26 protein-coding genes are annotated in these 25,140 nt (G+C 67.9%); 12 read left to right on the top strand and 14 right to left on the bottom strand.

The genetic code is table 11. The features are described from left to right. From AC3A6P_RS15910 to AC3A6P_RS15900, 3 genes are read right to left on the bottom strand one after another with little or no spacing between them, the layout of a single operon-like run. Positions 1–1,485 carry an aminotransferase class I/II-fold pyridoxal phosphate-dependent enzyme gene (locus tag AC3A6P_RS15910; protein WP_487692737.1) on the bottom strand — a complete coding sequence of 495 codons (1,485 nt, stop codon included), beginning with the start codon at positions 1,483–1,485 and terminating at the stop codon, positions 1–3. Continuing rightward, positions 1,457–2,833: an NtaA/DmoA family FMN-dependent monooxygenase gene (locus AC3A6P_RS15905; protein ID WP_487692606.1), complete on the bottom strand. Its 1,377-nt coding sequence runs from the start codon at positions 2,831–2,833 to the stop codon at positions 1,457–1,459. Before AC3A6P_RS15905 ends, AC3A6P_RS15910 begins: the two co-directional genes overlap by 29 nt. A gap of 8 nt (positions 2,834–2,841) precedes the next feature. Next, positions 2,842–4,041 carry an LLM class flavin-dependent oxidoreductase gene (locus AC3A6P_RS15900; RefSeq protein ID WP_487692605.1) on the bottom strand — a complete coding sequence of 400 codons (1,200 nt, stop codon included), beginning with the start codon at positions 4,039–4,041 and terminating at the stop codon, positions 2,842–2,844. Positions 4,042–4,333: 292 nt separating this feature from the next. Here AC3A6P_RS15900 and AC3A6P_RS15895 point away from each other — a divergent pair, with 292 nt between their 5' ends. Both AC3A6P_RS15895 and AC3A6P_RS15890 read left to right on the top strand, forming a co-directional pair. After that, positions 4,334–4,531: a hypothetical protein gene (locus tag AC3A6P_RS15895; protein ID WP_487692604.1), complete on the top strand. Its 198-nt coding sequence runs from the start codon at positions 4,334–4,336 to the stop codon at positions 4,529–4,531. Then, entirely contained in the window at positions 4,528–5,007 is a 480-nt protein-coding gene (locus tag AC3A6P_RS15890) for an SRPBCC family protein (RefSeq protein WP_487692603.1), read from the top strand. Before AC3A6P_RS15895 ends, AC3A6P_RS15890 begins: the two co-directional genes overlap by 4 nt. Before the next feature lie 59 nt (positions 5,008–5,066). On the opposite strand, the gene AC3A6P_RS15885 is transcribed toward AC3A6P_RS15890, so the two are convergent. Both AC3A6P_RS15885 and AC3A6P_RS15880 read right to left on the bottom strand, forming a co-directional pair. Next, positions 5,067–5,672, bottom strand: coding sequence for a hypothetical protein (locus AC3A6P_RS15885; RefSeq protein WP_487692602.1), 606 nt, complete (start codon positions 5,670–5,672; stop codon positions 5,067–5,069). Positions 5,673–5,963: 291 nt separating this feature from the next. After that, entirely contained in the window at positions 5,964–6,185 is a 222-nt protein-coding gene (locus AC3A6P_RS15880; protein WP_487692601.1) for a hypothetical protein, read from the bottom strand. A 130-nt stretch (positions 6,186–6,315) separates the two neighbouring features. Between AC3A6P_RS15880 and AC3A6P_RS15875 the strand changes: the two genes are divergently transcribed. Genes AC3A6P_RS15875 through AC3A6P_RS15850 form a run of 6 tightly spaced genes read left to right on the top strand, consistent with a single transcriptional unit; the run spans position 6,316 to position 9,656 of the window. Next, a complete protein-coding gene (locus AC3A6P_RS15875) occupies positions 6,316–7,023 on the top strand; it encodes a Clp protease N-terminal domain-containing protein (protein WP_487692600.1) in 708 nt (235 codons plus the stop codon). A gap of 41 nt (positions 7,024–7,064) precedes the next feature. Next, positions 7,065–7,529 carry an RNA polymerase sigma factor gene (locus AC3A6P_RS15870; RefSeq protein WP_487692598.1) on the top strand — a complete coding sequence of 155 codons (465 nt, stop codon included), beginning with the start codon at positions 7,065–7,067 and terminating at the stop codon, positions 7,527–7,529. Continuing rightward, complete coding sequence (locus AC3A6P_RS15865; RefSeq protein WP_487692597.1) at positions 7,526–8,116, top strand: methylated-DNA--[protein]-cysteine S-methyltransferase; 591 nt, start codon at positions 7,526–7,528, stop codon at positions 8,114–8,116. Before AC3A6P_RS15870 ends, AC3A6P_RS15865 begins: the two co-directional genes overlap by 4 nt. A 40-nt stretch (positions 8,117–8,156) precedes the next feature. Further along, on the top strand, positions 8,157–8,579 hold the full coding sequence (locus AC3A6P_RS15860) for a PPOX class F420-dependent oxidoreductase (protein ID WP_487692596.1): 423 nt from the start codon (positions 8,157–8,159) through the stop codon (positions 8,577–8,579). A 52-nt stretch (positions 8,580–8,631) separates the two neighbouring features. Next, positions 8,632–9,126: a hypothetical protein gene (locus AC3A6P_RS15855; protein ID WP_487692595.1), complete on the top strand. Its 495-nt coding sequence runs from the start codon at positions 8,632–8,634 to the stop codon at positions 9,124–9,126. Next, entirely contained in the window at positions 9,123–9,656 is a 534-nt protein-coding gene (locus AC3A6P_RS15850) for an N-acetyltransferase family protein (protein WP_487692594.1), read from the top strand. Before AC3A6P_RS15855 ends, AC3A6P_RS15850 begins: the two co-directional genes overlap by 4 nt. Here AC3A6P_RS15850 and zapE read toward each other — a convergent pair. Beyond that, positions 9,653–10,747: a cell division protein ZapE gene (zapE, locus tag AC3A6P_RS15845; protein WP_487692593.1), complete on the bottom strand. Its 1,095-nt coding sequence runs from the start codon at positions 10,745–10,747 to the stop codon at positions 9,653–9,655. The two genes, AC3A6P_RS15850 and zapE, sit on opposite strands and share 4 nt — an antisense overlap. Here zapE and AC3A6P_RS15840 point away from each other — a divergent pair. Genes AC3A6P_RS15840 through msrB form a run of 4 tightly spaced genes read left to right on the top strand, consistent with a single transcriptional unit; the run spans position 10,746 to position 14,901 of the window. Further along, on the top strand, positions 10,746–11,519 hold the full coding sequence (locus tag AC3A6P_RS15840; protein ID WP_487692591.1) for a pyrimidine reductase family protein: 774 nt from the start codon (positions 10,746–10,748) through the stop codon (positions 11,517–11,519). The two genes, zapE and AC3A6P_RS15840, sit on opposite strands and share 2 nt — an antisense overlap. A gap of 52 nt (positions 11,520–11,571) precedes the next feature. Continuing rightward, positions 11,572–13,128: an alpha/beta fold hydrolase gene (locus tag AC3A6P_RS15835; protein ID WP_487692589.1), complete on the top strand. Its 1,557-nt coding sequence runs from the start codon at positions 11,572–11,574 to the stop codon at positions 13,126–13,128. 20 nt (positions 13,129–13,148) lie between these two features. Continuing rightward, the gene (aftC, locus tag AC3A6P_RS15830; protein ID WP_487692588.1) at positions 13,149–14,447 is read left to right on the top strand and encodes an arabinofuranan 3-O-arabinosyltransferase; all 1,299 of its coding nucleotides are present in this window, start codon (positions 13,149–13,151) and stop codon (positions 14,445–14,447) included. Positions 14,448–14,472: 25 nt separating this feature from the next. Then, positions 14,473–14,901, top strand: a complete 429-nt coding sequence (gene msrB / locus AC3A6P_RS15825; protein ID WP_487692587.1) for a peptide-methionine (R)-S-oxide reductase MsrB — start codon at positions 14,473–14,475, stop codon at positions 14,899–14,901. Here the strand turns inward: msrB and AC3A6P_RS15820 are convergent. The 8 genes from AC3A6P_RS15820 to hemE all read right to left on the bottom strand — a co-directional run bounded on the left by AC3A6P_RS15820 (position 14,864) and on the right by hemE (position 25,105). Next, the gene (locus AC3A6P_RS15820; protein ID WP_487692586.1) at positions 14,864–15,700 is read right to left on the bottom strand and encodes a glycosyltransferase family 2 protein; all 837 of its coding nucleotides are present in this window, start codon (positions 15,698–15,700) and stop codon (positions 14,864–14,866) included. The genes msrB and AC3A6P_RS15820 overlap by 38 nt on opposite strands. Beyond that, entirely contained in the window at positions 15,697–16,707 is a 1,011-nt protein-coding gene (locus tag AC3A6P_RS15815) for a glycosyltransferase (protein ID WP_487692585.1), read from the bottom strand. Before AC3A6P_RS15815 ends, AC3A6P_RS15820 begins: the two co-directional genes overlap by 4 nt. Next, entirely contained in the window at positions 16,604–17,788 is a 1,185-nt protein-coding gene (locus AC3A6P_RS15810) for a glycosyltransferase family 4 protein (protein ID WP_487692583.1), read from the bottom strand. Before AC3A6P_RS15810 ends, AC3A6P_RS15815 begins: the two co-directional genes overlap by 104 nt. Before the next feature lie 286 nt (positions 17,789–18,074). After that, positions 18,075–19,259 (bottom strand): glycosyltransferase, encoded by a 1,185-nt coding sequence (locus tag AC3A6P_RS15805; protein WP_487692582.1) that lies wholly within the window; start codon positions 19,257–19,259, stop codon positions 18,075–18,077. A gap of 156 nt (positions 19,260–19,415) precedes the next feature. After that, complete coding sequence (locus AC3A6P_RS15800) at positions 19,416–21,800, bottom strand: putative bifunctional diguanylate cyclase/phosphodiesterase (protein WP_487692581.1); 2,385 nt, start codon at positions 21,798–21,800, stop codon at positions 19,416–19,418. A gap of 65 nt (positions 21,801–21,865) precedes the next feature. Beyond that, complete coding sequence (gene hemQ / locus AC3A6P_RS15795; protein WP_487692580.1) at positions 21,866–22,561, bottom strand: hydrogen peroxide-dependent heme synthase; 696 nt, start codon at positions 22,559–22,561, stop codon at positions 21,866–21,868. Between the two features lie 145 nt (positions 22,562–22,706). Beyond that, the gene (locus tag AC3A6P_RS15790; protein WP_487692579.1) at positions 22,707–24,059 is read right to left on the bottom strand and encodes a protoporphyrinogen oxidase; all 1,353 of its coding nucleotides are present in this window, start codon (positions 24,057–24,059) and stop codon (positions 22,707–22,709) included. Then, positions 24,056–25,105, bottom strand: coding sequence for a uroporphyrinogen decarboxylase (gene hemE / locus AC3A6P_RS15785; RefSeq protein ID WP_487692578.1), 1,050 nt, complete (start codon positions 25,103–25,105; stop codon positions 24,056–24,058). The genes AC3A6P_RS15790 and hemE overlap by 4 nt, the downstream gene beginning before the upstream one ends. Positions 25,106–25,140: the final 35 nt, after the last annotated feature.

Below are 25,140 nucleotides of genomic sequence, written 5' to 3'. Positions count from 1 at the left end.
TCAGGCCACCACCCGGATCTTCGCCAGCGACCCGTCCGCCGGGTCCGGCAGCGCCATCCCGGCCTCTAGTCCGGACCTCAGGTAGTCGATCACCGGCTGGTTCAACCGTTCGCCGGGCACCACCACGGGAATTCCGGGCGGGTACGGCGTGATCTGCTCGGCGGCGATGCGCCCGGCCGCCTTGTCCGCGTCCACCATTTCGGTCGGTCCGAAGAAGGCATCGCGCGGCAACAGAACGGTTTCGAGTTCCAGTTCCTCCGGTGAGGCCAGTTCGACAGCCGGGGGCTTGTGGAACGACTCGGCCACCGCACGCCAGTCGTGCAGCGCCGCCAGCAATCGATCGGCACTGTCGCTGTCATCGGCGAACGACAGGGTGGCCAGGATGCGGCGGTGATCGCTCATGCCGACGTCGATACAGCGCTGTTCGCGTAGCCAGTCCGCTGCCTGATAGCCCGACGTCCCCGTCTCGGACACGTCCATCAACACCTGCAGGCGATCCAGATCATGAGAGGCCTCCGCACCCAACAGCTGCTCCTCGAGCACGAGCACCCCATCGATCTCGTTCGCCGCAGCGCGGACCTCACGCGCCAGATCGAGCGCTGCTCCGAGCAATTCGTGACCGTGCTGCACCATCTGGCGTCGCCAACCGTCGAGCGCGGAGTACACCAGCACGTTGGGACTCGTCGTCATCAGCAGATCGGCGCACGCCGAGAGCCGGTCCCGGTCGATCAGCTCGCCCTGGACGTGGAACACCGACCCCTGTTCGAACCCGGCACCCATCTTGTGCACACTCACCACGCACACGTCGGCGCCGGCGTCCATCGCCCACGTCGGCAGATCCTCGTGGAACGGTAGGTGCGCACCCCAGGCTTCGTCGATGATCAGCGGCTTGCCGCGACGGTGACACACCTCGGCGATACCGGCGATGTCGGCGCACGTGCCGTACGGGCTGGGGCTGATGATCAACGCTCCGGCGGCGTCGGGGTAACGCTCCCAGGCTTCGTCGACCTGCGCCGGCGACGGCGGGTGCGAGAGGTGGTGTTCGGCGTCCCATTGAGGGTGCACCCAGCGCGGCTGTACTCCGGAGAAGATCAGCCCGGCCACCACGGACTTGTGGCTGTCACGGCTCAACAGCAAGCCGCCGTCTATTCCACCGGCCACGGCCATCATGGCGGCCTTGACCGACAGCGAGCTGCCGCACGTGGAGAAGAAGGCGGCCTCGGCCCCCACCGCGTGGGCCATCAACGCTTCGGCGCGCGACAGGAAACCGCCGCTGGATTGCCGGTCATCGAGCCCGCTGCTGGCCAGCAGATCGGATTGGAACGCCTCGACGCCCAGAACCTCAGCGACGCGCTTGTCGATGCCCCGGCCCTGCCGGTGCCCGGGCGGAGTGAATCCGTAGCGGTTGCGTCGGTGGTAATCGGCCACTGCGTCCAGCAGCGGGGCCTCGTCCTGTTTAGAGCGCGACTCCGGCGAGTTGGTCATGCCCGCCCGGGTACCCGAGTCCGAGATGGTCACGCAGGGTGGTCCCGGTGTATTCGGTGCGGAACACCCCGCGCTCCTGCAGAAGTGGCACCACCTTGTCCACGAACGGATCCAAGCCGCTGGGCGTGACATGCGGCACCAGGATGAACCCATCGCTGGCGTCGGCTTGGACCAGTTCGTTGATGGACTCGGCGATGGTGGCGGGCGAGCCGATGAAACTCTGCCGGCCGGTGACTTCGACGATGAGCTCGCGGGTGGTCAGGTTCTCGGCTTCGGCCTTGGCGCGCCATTCGTTGGCCGTCGCGATCGGATCGCGGTACATCCGCACGCTGGCCCGGCCGCGGGCGATGGTGTTCTCACCGACGATCGGGTCGACGGTGGGCAGCGGCCCGTCCGGATCGTGATCGGACAGATCGCGGTTCCACAGCTGCTCCAGGAACTTGATGGCGGTGGCCGGTGACACCTGTGCCAGCCGAACCTGTTGCGCCAGTTCGGCGGCCTCGGCGTCGGTGTCGCCGAGAACGAAGGTCGCGGCGGGCAGGATCAGCAGTTCGTCGCGCCGCCGCCCATAGGCGGGCAGGCGACGCTTGACGTCGGTGTAGAACGCCTGGCCCTCCTTCTGGGTGCCGTGCCGGGAGAAGATCGCGTCGGCTGCCGCGGCGGCGAACTCACGGCCGTGGTCGGAGTCGCCGGCCTGGAAGATGACCGGCCGGCCCTGCGGGCTGCGCGGCACGTTGAACCGGCCACTGATGTCGAAATGCGGATTCGAGTAGGTGAACGCCCCGGCGTCGGCGTCGGACAGGAACACTCCGCGTTCCTTGTCGGCGACGATTTCATTGCCGTGCCACGAGTCGAAGAGCACATGCGCCGCTTCCAGGAAGCTCTCGGCCCGCTCGTAGCGCTGGTTCTCGGGCAGGAACCCGCCGCGGCGGAAGTTCTCGCCGGTGAACGCATCCCAGGAGGTGACGACGTTCCACGCGGCCCGCCCGTCGGACAGGTGGTCCAGAGACGCGAATTGCCGTGCCACTTCATAGGGTTCGTTGAACGTCGAGTTGATGGTCCCGGTCAGCCCGAGCCGCTCGGTGACCGCAGCCAACGCGGCCAGCACCGTGAAGGTGTCGGGGCGACCGACCACGTCCAGGTCGTAGATCTGGCCGTTCTGTTCACGCAGACGCAGGCCTTCGGCCAGGAACATGAAGTCGAACTTGCCGCGCTCGGCGGTCTGGGCGAACTTCACGAACGAGTCGAACTCGATGTGACTGCCCGAGGCCGGATCGCTCCAGACCGTGGTGTTGTTGACACCGGGGAAATGAGCGGCGAGGTGAATCTGCTTCAGTGGCTTGCTCATTGGCACTCCTAAGACGCCGTGGCGTAACGGTTGGCGGGGCGGCCGAGCCCCAATGTCTCCCGCAGGGTGGCGGCCCGGTAGCCGTCACGGAACAGGTTGCGCCGCTGCAGCTCCGGAACCAGTCCGGTGGTGATCTGTGCCAGATCGTGCGGCAAGGTGGCGGGGCGCAGCCGCACGCCCGCCGCACCCGCGGCGTGCCACTGTTGCACCACGTCCGCCAGCTCGACGGGTGTACCCACGAAAACCTGCGCGTCGCTGCTGAATTCAGCACCGGCCAGGTCATCGAGACGGGCCTTGCGCTGCGCTGCCGCTTCACCGCTGTCGGCGAGGAACACCACCAGGTCGGCGAACACCCGCACCGACTCGGCACCGGCGGGTCGTAGTGCGGCGATCCGCTCGGCGATGGAGCGGGCCTCCCCCGCATCACGCGGGGTGACAAAAGCGACGTCGGCGCCGCCGGCGGCCAGCTTGTAGGCGGGCTCACCGTGGCCCAGGCTGGCCACGATCGGTTGGCCCTGCGGCGGGCGCGGGGTGATAGACGGTCCCTTGACCGAGAACCAGTCCCCCTCAAAGTCGATGTAGTGCAACTTCGTCCGGTCGATGAACCGTCCGGTGGCGACGTCGCGGATTTCGGCGTCGTCCTCCCAGCTGTCCCACAGCCGGCGCAGCACCTCGATGTAGTCGGCGGCCTCGGACAACAACTCGGCGGCCAGCGCCTGCCCCTGCGGGCTCTGGAATCCGGCGTCCGGCAGGGCGGGGATCTGTCGCCGGCCGAAATGCGCCGCCGCGGCCGGATTGGGCGCCACCTGGATGCGCACCCCGGCCCGGCCCGCGCTCACATAGTCCAGGGTGGCGATGGCCTTCGACAGGTGAAACGGCTCGGTGTGGGTGGTGATGGCGGTGGGCAGCAGACCGATGTGACGGGTCAGCGGTGCCACGCGGGACGCGATCAGCACGGCATCCAGGCGCCCCCGCACCCGGTCGGTACGACTGTCCACCCGAAGCTTGTCGTCGGACTGCAGCGTCAGACCATCCTCGATGGTGACGAAATCCAGCAGACCCCGTTCGGCCTCGGCGATCAGGTCAGCCCAGTACCGGGCGGTCAGCAACTCGGTGGGGCGGGCGTCGGATTCGCGCCATGCGGCGGGGTGCCATCCGGCACCGTCGAGCGCTACGGCGAGATGTAGATGATCCGAGGAACCGGACACAGCGCATTCCTTTCGGTGACGTTCTCAGGGGCAACCCGGTGGGTGTCGGGAACATTCCGCAGGGGGTCATCCCGTGTTCCAGTGTCCGACTCATCGAGGCCGCGGGCGAGGGATGTACGCAGCCTGATGCCAACTGCCCCCGGAATGCTGCGGCCCTGCGGATCCGTTGGACGCAGCGGCGGGTTTTGGCGCTCGCCAAATCGGGAATCTGGAACCCGATGAAACGTTGGGAGGCTTTGCAGTGATTGAAGCAGCGGTGCTTTTGTACCTCGTGGGCGCAGGGATCACTGCTGTGGTCACTTTTGCGTTGGCCAGACATTGGCGTGACATCGCCGGGCCGGGCGCCCACACGAGGTTGCTCAGTGCGATCGCCGGTGCGCTGTGGCCGCTGGTAGTCGTCGGTGCTCTGCAACTCGGGGCCATTGCCCTGGTGGTGGCGATGATCCGGGGGCGCCGGGATTCGGCCTCCGATTACGCCTTGGTTCGATGACCGACCGCATCGAGGTACAGCGGACCATAACCGCGCCGGCAGCAGACGTGTTCGCCGTGCTGCGGGATCCGCAGGGCCATGTGGCCATCGACTCCTCGGGCATGTTGCAAGGCGCCACCGGCGAGCCGGCAGCGGCGGTGGGCGACGAGTTCGTGGTGCACATGGATCGGGAAGCGCTCAACGACTTCCCCGAGATGGGCCGCTACGACGTGACAGTGCAGATCACCGAATTCGAGCCGGACGCAGCGATCGCCTGGACCATCCTGGGGCAGATCAAGCCGCAGATCGGTCACGTCTACGGCTACCGGCTCCAACCCGCTGGGGACAAGACCGTCGTCACGTCGTTCTACGACTGGTCGGCGATCGATCAGAAGTGGCGGGATGCCGGGATTTTCCCGGTGATCTCCGAGCTGGCGTTGCGGGCCACGCTGGGCATTCTGGACCGCACGGTGCGCCGCGGCTATCCGCGGGGCTGAAAAGCATCGAGGCTGCGGTGACGCCGAAGGATCGACGTAACCGCAGCCTCAACGAATGATCAGATGCAGGGCGTGAAGAACGGCGTGATCTGCGGACCGCACATCAACGGGATCAGGCGCGGCGGCGCCTGAGGCGGCGGGATCTTGGTGAGATCCGGCAACTGCGGCGGCGGCAGCTGGGCCAGGTTGGGCAACTGCGGCGGAGGCAGCGACGGCAGGGCCGCACCCACGGCCGCCCCGGTGACGCCGTTGACGATGGGCGTCAGATCCGGCCACAGGTTGACGCCGACACCGATTCCGGGCAGGCCGAGCGTGGGCGCGACCTCCACCGGCACATCATCGATCAGCGAGGTCTGCACCAGCGGCTCACTGAGCTGAGGCGCAGGCAGGTTCGCCAGGTTTTCCGCCGGAGTGAGGTTCGGGTTGAAACCCCACTCGTTCTTCGGCTCGTTGTTCGCGGGCTCCTCCGCGGGGGCCGCGGTGCACTTGACCTCGCCTCCGCCGACGGACGCACCGATCGGGGAGGCAGACGCGCCACCACCGTTGGGGACGCACTCAGCGTTGCCGATCGCCGGAGTGACGACCGTGGCCAGCGCCATCGGGGCTGCGGTCATCGCCGCGCCCACCAGCAAAATGGCGGCTGAGTGCCGGTTCGGACGTTTCATTGGGGCCCCTCGATCGCAACCTCGTCAATTCCGCACGCCAGCTTAAAGCAAAGACGCGCTAACTTCCGAACTTCGGCGAACACGCCGACCGACGACACGCCGTCCGAGCAGGCACTGAACGGCGTGCACGGCACTCGGGTCGAAAACTCAGCACACGCGAGAGGATGCCGGACGCACTCTGCGCGGTGCGACAGAGCGGGTGGTGACGCAGCGAATCCGGTGCCGCGGCGAGGTGGGGACGCGAGGGCGAGATGGCGCCCAGCAACACACCGTGCGGGCCGATCGATCGATTTACAGCGCGGGCGGGCCGAACGGCGCTGCGACGCACGTCTCGGTCCGAGCGTCCAACATCCCTGGCGGGCACCCGGTCTCGCACCCGATGCCGGCTTGCTCGGCGTTGACCACCTGCCCCGGTTGGCAGCTCGACGATGCGACTTCGGAGGTGAGTGGTGCCATCACCAGGCTGCCGAAGAACAGGGCGACGGCCGCGAAGCCGAGAAGGATGGGACGCATGGCTGGCCTCCGATGGGCGAGTTCGCAGGTGGGCTGGTAAAACTGTGACATAAGTGACAGTTGTTACTGATGAGACACGCCGCGTCAACTTTTGGTTGACGGTCCGGCGTCGTCAACCTACGGTTGACGCATGAGCACATCCCCCGCGAAAGACGCCGTCAGTCTCGACACCCTCATCCGAGCGATCAAGAGCGTTCACAGCGACGCCCTGGAGCAACTCACCGACGCGGTACTGGCCGCCGAATATCTGGGCGAGGTGGCCGACCACCTCATCGGACACTTCGTCGACCAGGCGCGCCGCTCGGGCGCGTCGTGGACCGAGATCGGCAAGTCCATGGGCGTCACCAAACAAGCCGCCCAGAAGCGCTTCGTCCCCAAAGGCGACACCATCGACCCCAACGAGGGATTCACCCGGTTCACTCCGCGCGCCAAAGCCGCCGTGGTGGCTGCCCAGGACGCCGCCCGTGACGGCGGTAACCAGCAGATCGCCCCGGAACACCTGATCCTCGGCGTGTTGGGTGACGCCGACGCGCTGGCCACCCGGCTGTTGCTGGCCCAAGGTGTTGCGCCCGACGCGGTGCGGGCGAACATCGAGCTTCCCCCAACCGGCGGCGAGAGGCTGGAATTGGTGCCGTTCAATGCGCAAGCGAAAAAGGCGCTGGAGCTGACGTTCCGGGAAGCGCTGCGACTGGGACACAACTACATCGGCACCGAGCACATGCTGCTGGCGCTGCTGGAATCCGAAGACGCCGACGGTCCCCTGCGGCGAGCCGGTGTCGACAAGGACCGCATCGACGCCGATCTGGTCACCGTGTTGGAATCACTGTCCAAGAGCTGAGCTCACATTCGCGCCGCCGCGAACGTCTTCATGATGTGAGTGTGCGTCCGTTCGAAGAGGTGGTGGCCCAGCACGGGCCGACGGTTCTGCGTGTATGTCGCGCAGTCGTCGGGCCCGACGACGCCGAGGACGCCTGGTCCGAGACTTTCCTGTCGGCGCTTCGGGCCTACCCAGGCCTGGCCCCCGACGCCAATGTCGAGGCGTGGTTGGTGACGATCGCGCATCGGCGGGCCATCGACATCGGCCGGGCCCGCAGCCGTCGGGCCACCCCCACGGACACCATTCCGGAACGGCCCACTCACGCCACCGACCACAGCTCGCTGTGGAACGCGATTCGACAGTTGCCCGACAAACAACGTCAGGCCGTCGCCTACCACCACATTGCCGGCCTGCCGTTCGCCGAGATCGCCGAGTTGTTGGGCAACTCCCCCGCGGCGGCCCGGCGCGCCGCCGCCGACGGCATCGCCGCGCTGCGCAGACACTACCGGGAGGACGAATCCGCATGACTACCAACATGTTCGCTGCATCCGGCGACGATGCCACGCTGTCGCGCCTGCACACACGATTGGCGGCCACCGCCCACCAGCAGGAGCTGCTCGACATCACCTACCGCACCGTCGACACCCCGGTGGGTGCGCTGTTGCTGGCCGCGACCGACGTCGGTCTGGTCCGGGTGGCCTTCGCGGTGGAAGACCATGACGCGGTGCTGACGTCCTTGGCACAGCGGATCAGTCCGCGCATCCTGCGCTCACCCATTCGGTTGGACGACGCCGCCCGCCAACTCGACGAGTACTTCCGGCACCACCGCACCGCCTTCGAGCTGCCGTTCGATCTGCGCTTGGCGCAAGGTTTCCGGCGCACAGTGGTGGAACACCTGAGCGAGATCGCCTACGGCCGCCGCGAGTCGTATGCCGAGGTGGCCAGCGCCGTCGGAAGTCCGCGCGCCGTCCGCGCCGTCGGCTCCGCGTGCGCACGCAACCCTCTGCCGGTCGTCATCCCCTGCCACCGGGTGGTCCGCTCGGACGGTTCACCCGGCCAGTACGCCGGCGGCGCGGCAGCCAAGTTGACCCTGCTGGATTTCGAGGCGGCGTGAGCGCGGGAATGAAATCGAGCCGCCGCCCGTAGCACTCGTCATGAAACTCAACGAGGCCGCGCGTGAGCTGATCGGGCCGGGCGCCAACGCAACCCTGGTCACCCTCAATCCCGACGGCAGCCCGCAGGTCAGTCTGGTTTGGGTGGCACTGCAACCCGGTGAAACCGATGACGAGCTGGTGGTCGCACACCTGACCGAACACAAGAAGGTGCGCAATGTGCGCCGTGACGGGCGGGTGGCCGTGACGATCGTGTCGAACGCCCCGTCGGCGGTGATGCTGCCGTACCTGTCGGTGACCGGCACAGCGCGCATCGTCGAAGGCGGCGCACCGGAGCTGCTGCGCGAGCTGGCCGCGACGCTGGCCGGTCCGGATTCGGGGTTCCCGCCGGCGGATGCGCCGCCCGGGTACCTCACCAGAATCGTCGTGGACAAGGTGGGCGGCGTAGGACCCTGGATCGACTAGAGCTGGACCCAACCGGCTGTGGACACCTGTCCGATATGTCATCATGCGACACATGCGCCGATGGTTGTCGATCCTGACCGTTATGACCGCAGTGCTGGGCTTCAGCCTGGTCAGCCCGGCTGCCAGCGCTGCGGGCACCGTCATCGGCAAGATCGGCGACACCCTGCGGGTCGAGTACCTGGGCATCGTCGCCGACGTGACCGTGCTGGCGCCGGTGCCCTCGGAGATCCCGCCCGGCTTCGGCTACCCACCCCGCGCGCCGCGGCATCAGGTGTGGAAGTCGCAGGTGGTGGTGCAGGCCAAGGAAATGCCGGTTCCCTACGCCATGGGGGTGTCGTTCTGGTTCCGCGGCGTCACTCCCACCGGCGACGCCTACGAGCCGCGCAACAGCGATGCACCTGATGCGTTGCAGCACGGTCTGCTGAACGCCCCGGCCGGGTCGACGGTCGCCGGTTGGGTGTACTGGGACTGCTACCGCGACCTGGTGACCAACGTGGTGCTGGTGGACAAGAAGACCGGTGTCCGTCTGGCTCAATGGAACATGTGACCGCACTGCACGTCTCTGCCGCCACGGCGGCCGATGTCCAGGACCTCGCCGACGTGGCCGCCCAGACCTTCCCGCTGGCCTGCCCGCCGTCGGCGACCGCCGAGAACATCGCCGAGTTCATCGCCACCAATCTGTCGGCCGAGAAGTTCGCCGAATACATCGGCGATCCCCACCGGGCCGTGCTGGTGGCCCGCGACGGAACCGCCGCGGTGGGTTACGCGATGCTGATCCGCGGTCTGCCCGACGATCCCGACGTGCAGAAGGCGGTGACGGTGCTCCCGACGGTGGAGCTGTCCAAGATCTACGTGCTGCCCAGCAGTCACGGCGGCGCGGCCTCGGCGGCGTTGATGTCGGCGGCCATCGACTACGCCGTGAGCCGGGGCGCCAAGAGTATGTGGCTCGGCGTGAACCAGGAAAACCAACGCGCGCAACGGTTTTACACCAAACAGGGGTTCACCGTCACCGGCACCAAGAGCTTCCGGCTGGGCCAAGGCGTCGAGCACGATTACGTGCTGACCCGACCCGTCTAGAGCTCCATCCCGGCCGCGGTCAAGGCCAACAGACGCGACGTGGCCCGCAGATACTTCTTGCGGTAGCCACCGGCCAGCATCTCTTCGCTGAACACGGTGTCGAGTTTGTCACCCGAGGCCACCACCGGAATGCCGGCGTCGTAGAGCCGGTCGGTCAGCGACACCAGCCGCAGCGCCACATTCTGGTCGTCGAGGGCGTGCACGCCGGTGAGGAACACCGCGCTGACACCTTCGATCAGCGTCAGATAACGCGACGGATGCATGGTGGCCAGATGTGCACACAGCGCGTCGAAACCATCGAGTGTCGCTCCGGGCACGGAGGCCGCTCGCGAGGACACCTCGTCATCGGACAGCGGCTCGGGCGCCGGCGGCAGGCCGCGGTGCCGGTAATCCGGGCCTTCGATGCGCACGGTGGTGAAGATCTGCGACAGCGTGTTGATCTCGCGCAGGAAATCCTGTGCCGCAAAACGTCCCTCGCCCAGCTGTTCGGGCAAGGTGTTGGAGGTCGCGGCGATCGACACACCACGCTCCACCAACTGGCTGAGCATCCGCGACACCAAAGTGGTGTTACCGGGGTCGTCGAGTTCGAACTCGTCGATGCACACCACCACGTACTCGCCCAGCAACTCGATGCACTCGACGAAGCCGAACACCCCGGCCAGCTGGGTCAGTTCGCCGAAGGTCGCGAACGCCGCGGGCGCGGGCGAGGTGGCCGTCAGCTGGAAGTACGTCGAGGCCAGCAGGTGGGTCTTGCCGACACCGAATCCACCGTCGAGGTATAGGCCGACACCGGGCAGTACCTCCCGTTTGCCGAACAGCTTCTTCTTACCGGCCCGCCGCTCGGCGGCCTGCTCCGAGAACGCACGGCATTTCTGCACGGCAGCGGCCTGACTGGGCTCGGCCGGATCCGGGCGGTAGGTGTCATAACTGACGTCGGTGAACGTCGGCGGCGGAACCAGCTGAGCGATCAACCGCTCCGGTGACACGGTCGGGCGGCGGTCAACGAGGTGCGTCAGCGCCGGGGCCTCCGAGGCCGAGGAGGTGGGGGCGTTCATGCAGGCACTGTAGCGACGTGCTGCAATCGAACTCATGGCGCAACCCGACCCTGGGACACAGCTCACACTGCTGACCGGCACTGGCACCGTCGACGAGGCCATGCTGCCGACGCTCTACCAATATCCCGAAGAGCTTCGAACATGTTGGGTGCGCGCGAATTTCATCAGCAGCCTGGACGGCGGCGCGTCCGTCGACGGCAAGTCCGGCGGGTTGGCCGGCTCCGGCGACCGTGCGCTGTTCAAGGTGATGCGGGAGCTGGCCGATGTGATCGTGGTCGGCGCGGGCACCGTGCGCGCCGAGAACTACGGCGGTGCGCAACTGACGGTGGCGCAGCGGCAGGAGCGCCAGGCCCGCGGTCAGGCCGAGGTGCCGCCCATCGCGATCGTGAGCAGGAGCGGCCGGCTGGACCGGGACATGCTGGTGTTCACCCAGACCGAGGTGCCGCCGTTGGTACTTACCTCGGCCGACGCCGCGCCGGGTGCGCGGTCGCTGCTCGGTCCCGCCGCCGAAGTGCTGGACTGCTCGGGCGCCGATCCCGAGTCGGTGGACGCCGCCACGCTGGTGACGGTGCTGGCCGCGCGGGGACTGCTGCGAGTGCTCAGCGAGGGCGGTCCCAGTCTGCTGGGCACGTTCATCAGCGCCGGCCTGCTCGACGAACTGTGCCTGACCATCGCACCCACGGTGGTGGGCGGCGAGTCCGGGCGCATCGCCCACGACGCACGCGGCCGTCTGACGGCGATGAAGCGGGTACACCTGATCGCCGATCAGGCCGGGTACCTGTACACCCGCTACGTCCGGGACGCATGAGGGCCGGCGGACGGCGCATGGGCACAGCGCGCCAATCGCTACTGTGGGCTGCATGAATCGGCCCGTCCACCTCACCGCTTTGGTCGCAGTAGCTGCGTTGCTGGCCGGATGCGCGCCGGGTTTGGCGGCCAATCCGCGCTACGCCACCGACGTCGGGCGCGACGGCGACAGCCCGACCACCAGCTCCGAGGCACCCGACGGCCCGCCGCCCATCGCAGCGCCGAAGAACGACCTGCCCTGGCGAGAGTGCACCTCTCAGGTGTTCGCCGATGCCGCGCTGCCCGCCCCGCCGGCGATCAAGCTGGACTGCGCCACCTACGACGCCGACCTCGACCCGATTGCCGGGGCCACCGGCACCATCACCGTCGGTGTGGTGCGGGCCCGCTCGGTGCAGACGCCGCCCGACGCGGGTCCGGTGGTGTTCACCACCGGATCGGACATGCCGACGTCACAGCAGCTGCCCGTCTGGCTGTCCCGGGCCGGCGCCGACATCCTCAACAGCCATCCGATCGTCGCCATCGACCGGCGCGGCATGGGGATGTCCAGCCCGGTGGACTGCCGAGACCTCTTCGACCGCCAGGAGATGCGCGACCAGGCGCAGTTCGAACCCGGTGACGACCCGGTGGCCAACCTGGGTGCGATCACCATGACGGCCACCACCAGCTGCACCGACACCATCGCCCCCGGCGACAGCGCCTATGACAATGCGCACGCAGCCGAGGATCTGGAGCGGCTGCGCAGTATGTGGGACGTACCCGCGCTGGCGCTGCTCGGGATCGGCAACGGCGCACAGGTGGCGCTCGCCTACGCCGGGGCCCACCCCGACAAGGTGTCGCGGCTGGTGCTCGACTCGCCCCTGCCGTTGGCGATATCCGCCGAAGCCGCCGCCGAACAACAGGTGCGCGGCCAGCAGGCCGCGTTGGACGCGTTCGCCACCCAGTGCGCCGCCATCGGTTGTGCGCTGGGCCCCGACCCCAAAGCCGCGGTCGCCTCGTTGATCTCCGCGGCCCGCGACGGCCGCGGCCCCGGCGGCGCGGCGGCCTCGCAACTGGTCACCGCGATCGTCACCGCACTGGCCTTCCCGGACGGGGACCGCGTGACGAGCACCAACAAGCTCGCCGATGCCCTGGCCGCGGCCCGAGGCGGCGATGACAACCAGCTGACCAGCCTGATGAACCAGGCCGAGGCACTGCGCGAGTCCGACGGCCAGTTCATCAACCGGTGCAGCGACGCCCTGAACCGCCCGACCCCCGACCGGGTGCGCGAGCTCGTCGTCGCCTGGAACGACCAGTACCCGCAGTTCGGTGAGGTTGCCGCACTGAACCTGGTGAAGTGCCTGAACTGGCCCAGCGGCAAGGCCCCCGAGGACCCGAAGGACCTCAAGACCGACGTGCTGCTCCTCGGTGTCCAGAACGACCCGATCGTCGGCGCGGACGGGGTGGCGGCCACCGCAGCCACCATCATCAACGCGGGGGCAGGAAGCCGGCGGGTGATGTGGCAGGGCATCGGGCACGGCGCCTCGGTGTACTCGGCGTGTGCCATGGCCCCGTTGCTGGATTACCTCGGTAGCGGCAAAGCACCGCCGACCGACACCTACTGCCCCGCCTGACCCATCGCCATCCGGCTCCGGTGTACGGTGCGCACGTGACGGCAGTAGACGCGGCACGCACCCGCCTGTTGAAAGCATTCCGCCCACGCACCACTCCCCCGAGTGTCGCGACGGTGTTGCGGTCCATCCTGTGGCCGCTGGCGATCATGTCGGTGTTCCACCGCAGCTACGTACTGGCCACCAACGGCTACATCACCGACGATTTCGGTCCCGTCTACCGCGCCGTCGTCAACTTCAAGCTCGGCTGGGACATCTACAACGAGAACTTCAACCACGTCGACCCGCACTATCTCTACCCCCCAGGGGGCACGCTTCTGCTGGCGCCGTTCGGTTACCTGCCCGTCGACGCCTCGCGGTACTGGTTCATCGCCCTCAGCACAGTGGCCATCCTGGCCTCGGCGGTGATCCTGCTGAAGATCTTCAAACTGTCGTGGACCTCGGCCGCGCTGCCCGCCCTGATCCTGGGGATGTTCCTCACCGAATCGGTAACCAGCACACTGGTTTACACCAACATCAACGGCTGGATCCTGCTGGGTGAGGTGCTGTTCTTGCTGTGGCTGCTCGACGGCCGAAGCAGCCGCGAATGGCTGGCCGGCATCGCCATCGGCTTCACCCTGGTGGTCAAACCCTCCCTCGCACCGCTGCTGCTGCTACCTGTGCTCAGCCGGCAGTGGCGGGCGCTGGTGGGCGCGTTCGGGGTGCCGCTGTTGTTCAACATCGCCGCCTGGCCCCTGGCCAGTGATCCGATGAATTTCATCGAACGCACGGTGCCCTACATCTTGAGCACCCGCGACTACTTCAACTCGTCGATCCTGGGTAACGGCATCTACTACGGGCTGCCGATGTGGCTGATCCTGGCACTGCGAATCCTGTTCGGGCTCTTGGCTGTGGCGAGTCTGGTGCTGCTGTACCGCTACTACCGCACCCGGGACCCGCTGTTCTGGCTGCTGACGTCCTCGGGTGTGCTGCTGACCGCCTCGTACCTGGTGCTCTCATTGGGCCAGGGCTACTACTCCATGATGCTGTTCCCGTTCGTCATGACGGTGGTGCTGCCGAATTCGGTGATCCGTAACTGGCCGGCCTGGCTGGCGATCTACGGGTTCTTCACCATGGACCGATTCCTGTTGTGGCACTGGCCGACGACGGGCCGGTTCCTGGAGTACATGAAGATCACCTACGGCTGGTCACTGCTGCTGATCGTCATCTTCGCCGTGTTGTACTTCCGGTATCTGGACGCCAAAGCCGACGGCCGCCTGGAGCAGGGAATCGATCCGCCATGGATGACGCCTCGGCAGCAGCGCGATAGCGTAGGCGCATGAGTTTTCAGCGAGCAGCGGATCGCGCATGAGCGGGCATTTGTCAGAGCTGCCCAGCCCGAAGGTCGCCCTGACCGATGACCAATGGCGCGAGAAGCTCAGCCCGGCGGAGTTCGCCGTGTTACGGCAGGCCGGCACGGAGCGCGCCTATACCGGCGAATACACCGACACCAAGACCGAAGGCGTGTACCAGTGCCGGGCGTGCGGGGCCGAATTGTTCCGCAGCACAGAGAAATTCGAGTCGCACTGCGGCTGGCCGTCGTTCTTCGACCCGTCACATTCCGATGCGGTGATCCTACGTCCGGACTCCTCGCACGGGATGAAGCGTGTCGAGGTGCTGTGCGCCAATTGCCACAGTCATCTGGGCCACGTGTTCACCGGTGAGGGGTACCCGACGCCCACCGATCAGCGATACTGCATCAACTCGATCTCGCTGAAGCTGGTGCCGAAAGGCTGACCGGTGTGCCGTCGGCGTCGCGTCGGATCAGGCCGCGGGCCTCGAAAGCATCCAACCAGCCCGTCATCGGCCACCAGCCCCAGCGCCGGTGGAACACCTGTGCGTTGCGCAGGATGTCCTCGAGGTGCTGCACGGGCGGATTCGACACCGGGTGGTGTTGGTGGAACGCGTGGGCGCCTCCCACCCAGCGCAGGCCCACTCCGGCCGCAGCCGCGCAGTGCGCGAAATCGGTGTCCTCGCCGCCGTAACCACGGTAGAGCGGGCAGAAGCCGCCGATCCGCTGCCATGTCGCGGCCGTGACCGCGAACGACAGCGACCAGAACAACCGGTACTCGTCACTGACCGCCACCTCGCCGTCGGGCGGAGCGGGACGGGCCGGATGCGGGTTCACCGCCAGCCTCGCCAGGTCGTAGCCGTCGGGTCCGGCGGGTGGCAGATAGGTGACCGGCCCGCACAGCAGCGCGTCGTGATGGGCGGGCAGTTGTGCCGCCGAAAGATAGCCTGACAACAGGTTCCGGCCCGGGATGCAGTCGACGTCCAGGAAGACCAGCAGCTGCGCCCCGTCGGCCAGAGCGGCCGCGGCACCGATGTTGCGGGCCTGCGCCAGCGGCAGCGCCGCCGGATCCCCATCGCAGCGCACCACGCGAGCAGCGTTGCCGGCGACCTCGGCGACGGCGGGATCTGCCAATGCGACCACCACATGCAGATCGGGCCGGCGGATACCGGCCGCGAGCCCGTCGAGCTGGCGGCGCAGATGGCCGTGGCGGCCGTGCACGATGGTGATCACTGCTGTCCTCATCGCGTCGCCTCCTTCCCACAGCGCCGGGCGGTTTCTTCGATGGCCGCCGCCGCCCTGGCCGCGGCGCCCGGGACCTGCCAGCGTCGCCATCGGGTGGTGTCCGCCGACCGGGCATGGGTGAGCAGGGCGGGCCAGGCACGCCTGGCCGGCCACTTGTTGGCGACGACGGCGAGTGCGTGCTGGCGCAGTACCCGCGCGGTCATGCGCTGCTCGTCGAACGGGCGGGTCTGCGGAATGATCACCGCGGGTTTCTCCGCGGCGGCGATGTCGGCGACGCAACCCTGTCCAGCGTGTCCCACCACGACGTCGGCGGCGCAGATCTGTGGCCACGGATCGGGGGTCCAAGGGCCACCCGGCACACCCAGGGATGTCCACCGATAGGCCGGGTTGTCCGCGGCCACCGCTGCCACCGTCTCGGCGTCGAGGCCAGATCCCCCGGCCCCGCCCAGCACCAGCACGGTGGGCAGGTCGCCGCCCTCGCCGGCGGGCCTCGGCCTGCCCTCGAATCGGCTGATGCCCCCGACGTAGCTGGTCTTGTTCGCGTAGGAACGCAGCCACGGTGGCTCGCACAGTTCACGGGGCCATGGGGCGATGATGTGATCAGCCAGCCGGTACACCAACAGGTGCGGGGCATCGACCCGTTTGCCGGGCTGCGCCACCACGATCACCGGCACACCCAGCAGCCGGACGAACGTGGCCACCTCCACGGACACGTCGACCACCATTGCTTCCGGGCGGGCGTCGGCGACCCAGCGGGCGATGGTCTGCATCCGCGTTCTCAGGCCGGCGTCGTGATGGGGAACCCAGTGCAGGGCACCGTGCGCGGTGGGTTCGGCCACCTCGTCAGCGGTGTCGTCGCGGGCCAGGGTGACGGTCTGCGTGAACGGTTGCGCTCCGGTCAGCTCAAGCGACGTCAGTACGGTAACCGGCCGCTGCAGCTGCCGGCCGATGCTGACCGCACGGCTGAGATGACCCCGGCCCTGGTGATGGACGTAGTACCCGATCATCAATCCCGTCCGTCGTGTCGTTGATCATGCTGCGGTACAGGTCGACGTAGGTGCTCACCATCGCCGGTGCCGAGCATCGCAGCACCGCGTGCCGGCGCACCTGTGTCCGGTCCAGCTCCATCGCCGCCGGGATGGCAGCGGCCATGGCGTCGACGTCATCGGGTGCGATCAACCGGCCGCTCGGCGGCCCGACGATCTCGGGCACTCCACCGCGGGCGAATGCGACCACCGGGGTGCCGCACGACATTGCCTCGGCGACCACCAGCCCATACGGCTCATCCCAGGTCGGCGTCACCAAGGCGGCCGCCGAACTGCCGACCAGATCCGCCAGTGCCGTCTGGTCGAGGTGGCCGACATAGCAGATGTCAGGGTCGAGTTCCGGGGCGATGGACCGGCAGAAGTACGCCGGATCCGAGATCGGCCCGGCGATTTTCAGCGGTAGACCGGCCCGCCTGGCCGCCTCGATGGCCAGATGTGTGCCCTTCTCCGGGGTGAGCCGGCCGAACCAGACCAGGCCCGCTCCGCCGGGACCTTGCGGCCACCTGTCGATGTCCACACCGTTGGGCACCACCGTCATGTCGTCGATGGCGTGGTTCCAGGCGTCGGCGGTGTACCGGCTGACGGCGGCAAACCGGGTGCCGACACCGCCGGTCACCGCCACCGCCGATTCCATCCACGGCGTGGGCGGGGTGTGCACCGTCGTCAACATCGGGGTGCTGAGCAACGGCGCCATGGCCACCGGCAGGTGATGCAGGCTGTGGTTGTGGATGATGTCGAAGTCGCCGCTGGTGGACAACTGCATCATCAAGCTCAGATACGCGTGATGATCGGTCATGAACTGATGAGCCGGCATCGACGAATCACCTTGTGCCGCAGGGGAAAGCGTGAGCTCATGCACTTCCAGTGTCGCGCAGCCGAGTTCGGGATCCGACCCCTCGCCGGCGTAGAGCACCACGTCGTGGCCCGCTCCGGCCAAAGCGCGGGCCAGGTGCCACACATGGGCTTCCAAGCCGCCGGCGAATGGCTGACTGATCGGGAACCGATTCGAGGCGATCAACGCAATACGCAGCCGCGGGCTCACGTCTGCCTCCCGCGCACACCGAAATCGACTGCGCCCAAGCGGTTGTCGCGTCCGGCGGTGGAGTGGCCCACGATGGGACCCGACTGCGCCCACGACAGGACGCGCATTGTTGTCGCTGGCACAGTGGCAACGAGCACGGAAAAGTGAGCCTTTCGGAAGGGAACAATATTCAGTAATCCCCGCTGGGCTGCGGGGCGGACGCGGGGTACCCCGCCACCGCCGGTTCAAACACCGTCCGAGGGCTCGGATCATTTCATGGGATCTATTGACAGATAGTCGGATTCGTCTACGCAGGAACCACGCCTACAGTGCGTGCCGCGCCGGTGTACGCGCGAATCGCGTCACCCGCCACGCGATCCCACGAATAGCGGGACCTGGCCCGGTCCCGTCCGGCCGCGCCCATACCCCGCCCCGCGAACGGTTCGTGCAGCAGTCGGCGAGCGGCTTCGGCGAAGCGCAGTACGTCACCGGGAGGAACCAGACGTCCCGTCACCTCGTCGACGACGATGTCGATCGTCGCCCCGACCGAGGTTCCGATCACCGGGACTCCGCAGCTCATCGCCATCAGGGCCGCCGCACCGGTGGGTTCCGAGACCGCCGGGTTGACATAGACGTCGGCCGAACGCAGCAACGCGGCAAGCTCGCTCGGGTTGCGCACCTCCGCAACGGTCACGCGCTCCCCCACATCGGCGGCGCTGGCGATCTGGTGCAGCCGGGCGGCCACGTCCGACGACGGTGTGATCGTCGGATCCACCCCGAGGACGAACTCGGTATCCGGCAGGGCGGCGAGCGCCCTGACCGTGGTGTCGAGATCCAGCTGACCGGTCGAGGTCCACACCGCCACGATGCGGTGAGGCAGCCCACCGCGCTCGGCCGCCGGACCGGGCGGGGTGAACACCTCACTGTCGACGCCGCAGGGGATCACCGAGATCCGTGACCGGGCGCAGCCGGTTCGCAGCAGTTCGAACAGTTCCTCGGTGTTGTTGGCCGCCACCCAGCTGGCCCTCCGGGCCAGCACCGACACCAGTTTGCCTACATCATCGGTCTCGGCCCCGGCGGCGATCTTGCCGTGGACGGTATCGAACGACTGCACCACGGGTAAGCCATGCCCACGGGCCGCGGACTGGCTGGCCATCCCCGACAACCAGGACTGCGCGTGCACCACCTCGGGGCGATCCCGTTCCCACGCGCGGCCGAGGTGGTCGGTGAACTCGCCGAGATCCTTGTGCGGCAATCCTTTTGCGGCACCGCCGGGCAGCCGGATCACCCGGTAACCCTGCGCCGACACCACCTCGTCGAGTTTCGGCGAGGTGCCGGGTACGTACACCGTCACGTCGTGGCCCGCCTCGGCCAGCGCCGTCGACAACCGGGCCGCGGGTACCGCAAGCTCAGGGACACTGAGCTCGCGAACACCGTCGGAACCAGAAATCGTATTGCAATGGGCATCTGCCAGAACAAGTGCTAATCGCACGCGTTGCCTCCTCACAGCCAACGCGCCAGCCCTGTGAAAGCGGTGGCGCCGTATCTGCCGGCCGCTTTTTGACCGCGTATCAGGCAGGCGTTCGCGCCTGCCTCGTCCCGACCGAGCCGCCCCCTGCGGGGAGTTGCCGATCGACTTCGCTACCGGTTACCCAATCACACTGTTCTCGAACCGTGGGCGCGGTTGCGCAGCCAGCAGCGCGGTGGACGCGTCGACATCCATCGGGCGGAAGTAGTGGAACCCCTGACCGACGTCGCAACCCAACTGTCGCAACCGCGCACTCGTCGCCTCGTCCTCCACGCCTTCGGCCACGACCTCGGCGCCCAAGACATGCGCCATTTCGATCAGAGACCGCACCACCGCTTCGGCCCGAGGATCGGCGGTGATCGGGGCGACCAGTTGACGACAGATTTTCATCTCGTCGACCGGGAACTCGCGCAGATACGACAACGCGGAGTAGCCACTGCCGAAGTCGTCGATTGCGATCCGGATCCCCTGCGCGCGGAGTTCGCCGAGCACAGCGCGGGTGCGGTCGACGTCGTACAGCAGAAGATCCTCGGTGATCTCCACGGTCAGCCGATCCGGTGCCAGACCACGCCCGGCCAGCAGTCCCGCCATCCGCCGGGGCAGATCGAGATCGGCCAGTGACGGCGCGAACAGATTGACCGCCACCGATGTCGACAGACCCTGTGCCTGCCATGCCGCCAGATCGTCGAGCGTCCTGGCCAGCACCGCCTCGGTCAGCGCGGGCATCAGCCCGTGCCGGCGGACGATGTGCAGGAACTGATCCGGGTCGAGCACACCCAGTTCCGGATGGGGCCATCGCACCAATGCCTCGAAACCGACGATGCTGCCGTTGGTCAGATCGAGCTTGGGTTGGTAGACGACAGCCAGTTGCGCGTGATCGATCGCGGCGCGCAGTTCGCCGAGCAGACGCAGGTCCGCCTCGGGGCTCGACTGTCCTGACGCATCCCAGCCGTGCCCCGGCGTCGACGGCCGCCCGTCAGGGGGCCGCAGGTCCGGGGAGTAGGCACGTAGCCCGCCGGCGCCGGACCTCTTGGCGGCATACATCGCCACATCGGCACGCTTCAACAGGTCGGCCGGCGATACGTCGACGTCCTGCTCGGCGGCGGCTACCGCCAGGCCGACGCTGGGCCGGATCCGCACCGCACGACCGTCAACGAGGAACGGCTCATCGAAAGCCTGCATCACGCGGTGCGCGACCGATCGTGAGCCGTCGACGCTGCCTTCCATCAGGAATGCGAACTCGTCACCGCCGAGGCGGGCCACGGTGTCGCCGGTTCGCAGGCATCCCGTCAGGCGCTCGGCCACCGCGATCAGCAGCGAGTCACCGGCAGCATGTCCCATCGAATCGTTGACCAGCTTGAAGCCGTCGAGGTCGACAAGAACAACGGTCAGCGGTATGCGGTCCCGTCGCCACAACTGTGTTGCGTGGGTCAGGCGGTCGTGAAAGAGGGCGCGGTTGCCCACACCGGTGAGCGCGTCGCGCAACGCCTGTTCGGCCGCGGCCTGCATGAGCCGCCGATTGTCGAGCAACACCAGGACCTGGCGGATCAGCACGGCGCCGACCATGACCGCGGATGCCAACAACACCGGTGCCAGCTGCGGGATGACCATCAACTGCGCCGTCAGCACCGCCGCGGCGATGACCACCGGCACGTAGGGCAGCCACAGGGAGGTCCGCGACGGAACGGTCGAGCCGTCACGCTCGGCCTGTCCACGACCACCCCGTTCAGCAGCGATCCCGAGGATGAACAACCCGATGGCCCAACCACATCCGATCAGCACACCGTGTGCGAAGTCGCGTTTCGCCAGGGCATGAACGAAGGTCGCTCTCGTCAGCGCCATCACCACGATGCCCACCGTCAGCCACAGCAGGACCTGCCGCTGCCCTCCGCGGGCGCGCACCACCAACAACACCGCGATGGTGACCACCACCACCGTCGCCAGAAGGTGGGTCAGAGACAGGATCTCGGCCCCGTGGGTGGCCGCGTGCAGTTCGATGGTGGCCCGCAGGATGAGCAGCCAGGCGACTTCGAACAACGCGGCGCCGACGATCACGGCGTCGAGTACGACGCGGGTCCGGGATGGATCGGCGAAAGCCACCGGCATCATGAGCAACGCCGCGCAGGTGGACAACCAGAACAGCACATAGCCGGCATGTGCGGCCATCGGGAGCAGCCCCGAGTTCTTCTGGTGAGTGATCGACAACGCCGCCCCGGCGGCCCACCCCACCAAGCCGATGGTTTGAAACGCCCACGCCGCGCGCACCCTTCCGGTACTGGCCCGGGCAGCGGAAAATGCGCACCAGGCTGCGGACAAGGCAAGCGCCGTCAGGCCGGTGCACAGGACCGGCCAGAATCTGGCGCCGCTGAACCCCACCGCCGTGACGGGCAACACCATCGCCAGCACCGCGAAGATCGCCACCAGCACCGCGCCGTGAGGCGTCGAGACGAGAGCGCGAAGCCGCCGGCCGGTCATCGACACTGCGCCACCCCCGCTGCCCGGCATTATGCGCAAAGGCTAGCAAAGATTCGCCGATTTTCCGGCCAGGCGCAGCGGCAACCGCCTCAGGGTCAGGGAAGCCGTTCGACGAGCTGCTCGACGCCCACCCTCGGCCCGGTGAAGAAGGGGATCTCCTCGCGAACGTGCCTGCGCGCCTCGGTGGCGCGCAGGTCCCGCATCAGGTCGACGATGCGGTGCAGCTCAGGGGCCTCGAAGGCCAAAATCCACTCGTAGTCTCCCAGCGCGAACGCCGGCACCGTGTTGGCCCGCACATCCTTGTAACCGCGCGCCGCCATCCCGTGGTCGGCGAGCATCTTGCGCCGCTCCTCGTCGGGAAGCAGATACCAGTCCAGGGATCGGACGAACGGGTACACGCAGACGTAGTTACCGGGTTCTTCGCCGGCCAGGAACGCCGGAATGTGGCTCTTGTTGAACTCGGCCGGACGGTGAAGCGCGACACTGCTCCACACCGGGGTGCTGGAGCGGCCCAGCGTGGTGGTGCGCCGGAAATCGGCGTACGTGGCCTGCAGGTCCTCCACCCGCTCCGCGTGGGTCCAGATCATGAAGTCGGCGTCGGCGCGCATCCCGGCGACGTCGTAGAGACCGCGCACCACGACGCCCTTGTCTTCCTGCTGCTTGAGGAAGGTGGCCGTCTCGTCGACGATCTCGTCGCGCTCGTCCCCCAGTTCGCCCTGGTTGACGGCGAACACCGAGAACATCAGGTAGCGGATGGTGGAGTTGAGCGCGTCGAAATCCAGGCGAGACATGCACCCATCGTGCCACGGCCGGAGTCCGAGGCTGCGAGGGACGAGCAGGCGAAGGAGCTCCGACCACAGGAACCGCCGGAGTCCGAGGCTGCGAGGGACGAGCAGGCGAAGGAGCTCCGGCCACAGGAACCGCCGTCACCCCACGTCAGCCAGTGAGTTCGGCTGTGAGCTCCCCCACCGCGCGACCGGCCGCCGCAACACATGCGGGCACGCCGATACCGTCCAGATAACTGCCCGCGACGGCCAGCCCGCGCGGCAGTCCGGCCCGCACCTCGGCCACCACCGCGGCGTGTCCCGGGCCGTACTGCGGCATGGCATCCAACCATCGGTGCACCAGCGCGTCCTCGGGTTCGACCGCTACGTCCAGTACCTCCGCGAGGTCGGCCACCGACCACGACAGCAGATCCTCATCAGAGGTGTCGCGGGCGATGGTGTCACCGAAACGACCGAACGACAGCCGCAGCAGCTCACTGTTGCCCCGCCTGCCCCATTTGCGAGTGGACAGTGTCATTGCCTTGGCGCGCAACCGTTCTCCGCTCGCCACCAGCACACCCGAGCGCTGCGGCAGCGGGGTGCCGCCGGGAACCGCCAGCGCCACCACTGCCGAGGACGCCATCTCGATCCGGCTCGCGGCAGCCGCCGACCGCGGCGCCACCGAGGCCGTCAGCCGCGCGAACCGCGGGGCCGGCAGCGCCAGAACCACCCCGTCGGCACGCCATTGAGTGCCCTCGTCGTCACGCAACACCCAGCGGGTTCCGTCACGCTGTAACTCCTCGACCGCGGTGGCGACCCAGCGCAACCCACTCTGGGCCACCAACTCCCGCAAGAGCACCTCGTAACCGCCCTCGATCGCCCCGAACACCGGCGCACCGCTGTTCGGCGGCAGCACCGACCGCACCGCCTCGGTGAGGCTGCGGGCGCCACGATCCAGTGCACCGGCGACAGTGGGCACCGCGGCGCGCAAGCCGATGGTCGCGGCCGATCCGGCGTAGACGCCGGCGAGCATGGGATCCACCGACCGGGCCACCACCTGCACGCCGAACCGGTCCCCGACCAGCGCCGCCACCGTCGGATCAGCGCCCGGGCGCCAGTCGAGCGGCCGGGACGGTTCAACGGCCATCCGGCTCACGGTGGCGTCATCGGCGAGGCCGGCCATCGATGCCGCCGTGCTGGGGATCCCGTTGACGGTCTCGGTGGGCATGGCGTGTAGCCGCCGCTGCGCATAGATCAGCGGTCGAACGCCGGTGGTGCTGATCTGACGGGACGCCAGCCCCAGTTCCGCCAGCAGGGCGGGCACCTCGGGTCGTCGCACCACAAACGCCTCGGCCCCGACATCCATGGGTTGGCCACCCAGCCGCTCGGTGCGCAGGATGCCGCCCAGGCGGTCCGCGGGGTCGAACAGGGTGATCTGCGCTTCCGGGCCCAGGCTGCGTCGCAAGCGGTAAGCGGCAGTCAGACCCGAAATACCGCCGCCCACAACACAGTACGAGCCACTCACAACGAGTGCACCAGCGCCACCAGGTCGGTGAGCACACCCGGATCGGTGCCGGGCAGCACGCCGTGACCGAGGTTGAAGACGTGCCCCGCCGCACCGGCGGCCACCGCCCGCCTGCCGTCCTCGACGACGGCACGGGCGCGCCGCTGGACCACGTCCCAACCTGCCAGCAGCGTCACGGGATCCAAGTTGCCCTGTAGGGCGGTGCCCGGGCGCACCCGCGTTGCGGCGTCGGCGAGTGAGGTGCGCCAGTCGACACCCACCACCCCGGCGCCCGCCTCGCCCATCGCGCCCAGCAGTTCCGCGGTGCCCACCCCGAAGTGCGTCATGGGGACACCGGCGCCGGCCAGTGTGGCGAACACGCGGGACGAGTGCGGCAGGACATACTCGCGGTAGTCGGCCAGCGACAACGTGCCCGCCCACGAGTCGAACACCTGGATGGCGTCCACCCCGGCCGCCAACTGAACCTGAAGGAATCCGATGGTGATATCGGTCAGCGCTGCCATCAGGGCATGCCAGGTGGCCGGCTCGCCGAGCATCATCGCCTTGGTGCGCTCGTGGTTCTTGCTGGGACCGCCCTCGACCAGGTAGGACGCCAAGGTGAACGGTGCGCCGGCGAAACCGATCAGCGGTACGTCACCGAGCGCGGCCACCAACAACGACACCGCCTCCGAGACCGGCGCGACCTGTTGCGGGTCAAGCGGTTTGACCGCCGCCACATCGTCTGCGGTACGGATGGGATGGGCGATCACCGGACCGACATCGGGCACGATGTCGAGGTCGATACCGGCTCCCCGCAGCGGCACCACGATGTCGGAGAACAGGATCGCCGCGTCCACCTTGTGCCTGCGGATCGGTTGCAGCGTGATCTCGGTGACCAGTTCGGCGTCGAAACAGGCGTCGAGCATCCGGTGGCTGGCGCGCAGCTCGCGGTACTCCGGCAGCGAGCGGCCGGCCTGACGCATGAACCACACCGGCACCCGGGCGGGTGCGCGGCCGGTGGCGGCGGCCAGGTAGGGCGACTCGGGCAGCTCACGGCGGGTGTTCATCGCACTCCATGCTGCCATTGCGTGGACTTGACACC

The organism is Mycobacterium sp. Soil_C_30 (assembly GCF_057656995.1).
The sequence above is the reverse complement of the archived record's forward strand: the minus strand, read 5'-3'. Positions and strand labels throughout refer to the sequence as shown.

Excerpts from the sequence above, each read along its gene's own strand:
- msrB (WP_487692587.1), top strand. The coding sequence starts at position 14,473 with ATGAGCGGGCATTTGTCAGAGCTGCCCAGCCCGAAGGTCGCCCTGACC.
- AC3A6P_RS15840 (WP_487692591.1), top strand. The coding sequence starts at position 10,746 with ATGGCGCAACCCGACCCTGGGACACAGCTCACACTGCTGACCGGCACT.
- AC3A6P_RS15860 (WP_487692596.1), top strand. The coding sequence starts at position 8,157 with ATGAAACTCAACGAGGCCGCGCGTGAGCTGATCGGGCCGGGCGCCAAC.
- AC3A6P_RS15905 (WP_487692606.1), bottom strand. The coding sequence starts at position 2,833 with ATGAGCAAGCCACTGAAGCAGATTCACCTCGCCGCTCATTTCCCCGGT.
- zapE (WP_487692593.1), bottom strand. The coding sequence starts at position 10,747 with ATGAGTTCGATTGCAGCACGTCGCTACAGTGCCTGCATGAACGCCCCC.
- AC3A6P_RS15855 (WP_487692595.1), top strand. The coding sequence starts at position 8,632 with ATGCGCCGATGGTTGTCGATCCTGACCGTTATGACCGCAGTGCTGGGC.
- AC3A6P_RS15815 (WP_487692585.1), bottom strand. The coding sequence starts at position 16,707 with ATGATCGGGTACTACGTCCATCACCAGGGCCGGGGTCATCTCAGCCGT.
- AC3A6P_RS15890 (WP_487692603.1), top strand. The coding sequence starts at position 4,528 with ATGACCGACCGCATCGAGGTACAGCGGACCATAACCGCGCCGGCAGCA.
- hemQ (WP_487692580.1), bottom strand. The coding sequence starts at position 22,561 with ATGTCTCGCCTGGATTTCGACGCGCTCAACTCCACCATCCGCTACCTG.
- AC3A6P_RS15910 (WP_487692737.1), bottom strand. The coding sequence starts at position 1,485 with ATGACCAACTCGCCGGAGTCGCGCTCTAAACAGGACGAGGCCCCGCTG.
- AC3A6P_RS15880 (WP_487692601.1), bottom strand. The coding sequence starts at position 6,185 with ATGCGTCCCATCCTTCTCGGCTTCGCGGCCGTCGCCCTGTTCTTCGGC.
- AC3A6P_RS15820 (WP_487692586.1), bottom strand. The coding sequence starts at position 15,700 with ATGAGGACAGCAGTGATCACCATCGTGCACGGCCGCCACGGCCATCTG.
- AC3A6P_RS15835 (WP_487692589.1), top strand. The coding sequence starts at position 11,572 with ATGAATCGGCCCGTCCACCTCACCGCTTTGGTCGCAGTAGCTGCGTTG.
- AC3A6P_RS15865 (WP_487692597.1), top strand. The coding sequence starts at position 7,526 with ATGACTACCAACATGTTCGCTGCATCCGGCGACGATGCCACGCTGTCG.
- AC3A6P_RS15885 (WP_487692602.1), bottom strand. The coding sequence starts at position 5,672 with ATGAAACGTCCGAACCGGCACTCAGCCGCCATTTTGCTGGTGGGCGCG.
- AC3A6P_RS15875 (WP_487692600.1), top strand. The coding sequence starts at position 6,316 with ATGAGCACATCCCCCGCGAAAGACGCCGTCAGTCTCGACACCCTCATC.
- hemE (WP_487692578.1), bottom strand. The coding sequence starts at position 25,105 with ATGAACACCCGCCGTGAGCTGCCCGAGTCGCCCTACCTGGCCGCCGCC.
- AC3A6P_RS15800 (WP_487692581.1), bottom strand. The coding sequence starts at position 21,800 with ATGCCGGGCAGCGGGGGTGGCGCAGTGTCGATGACCGGCCGGCGGCTT.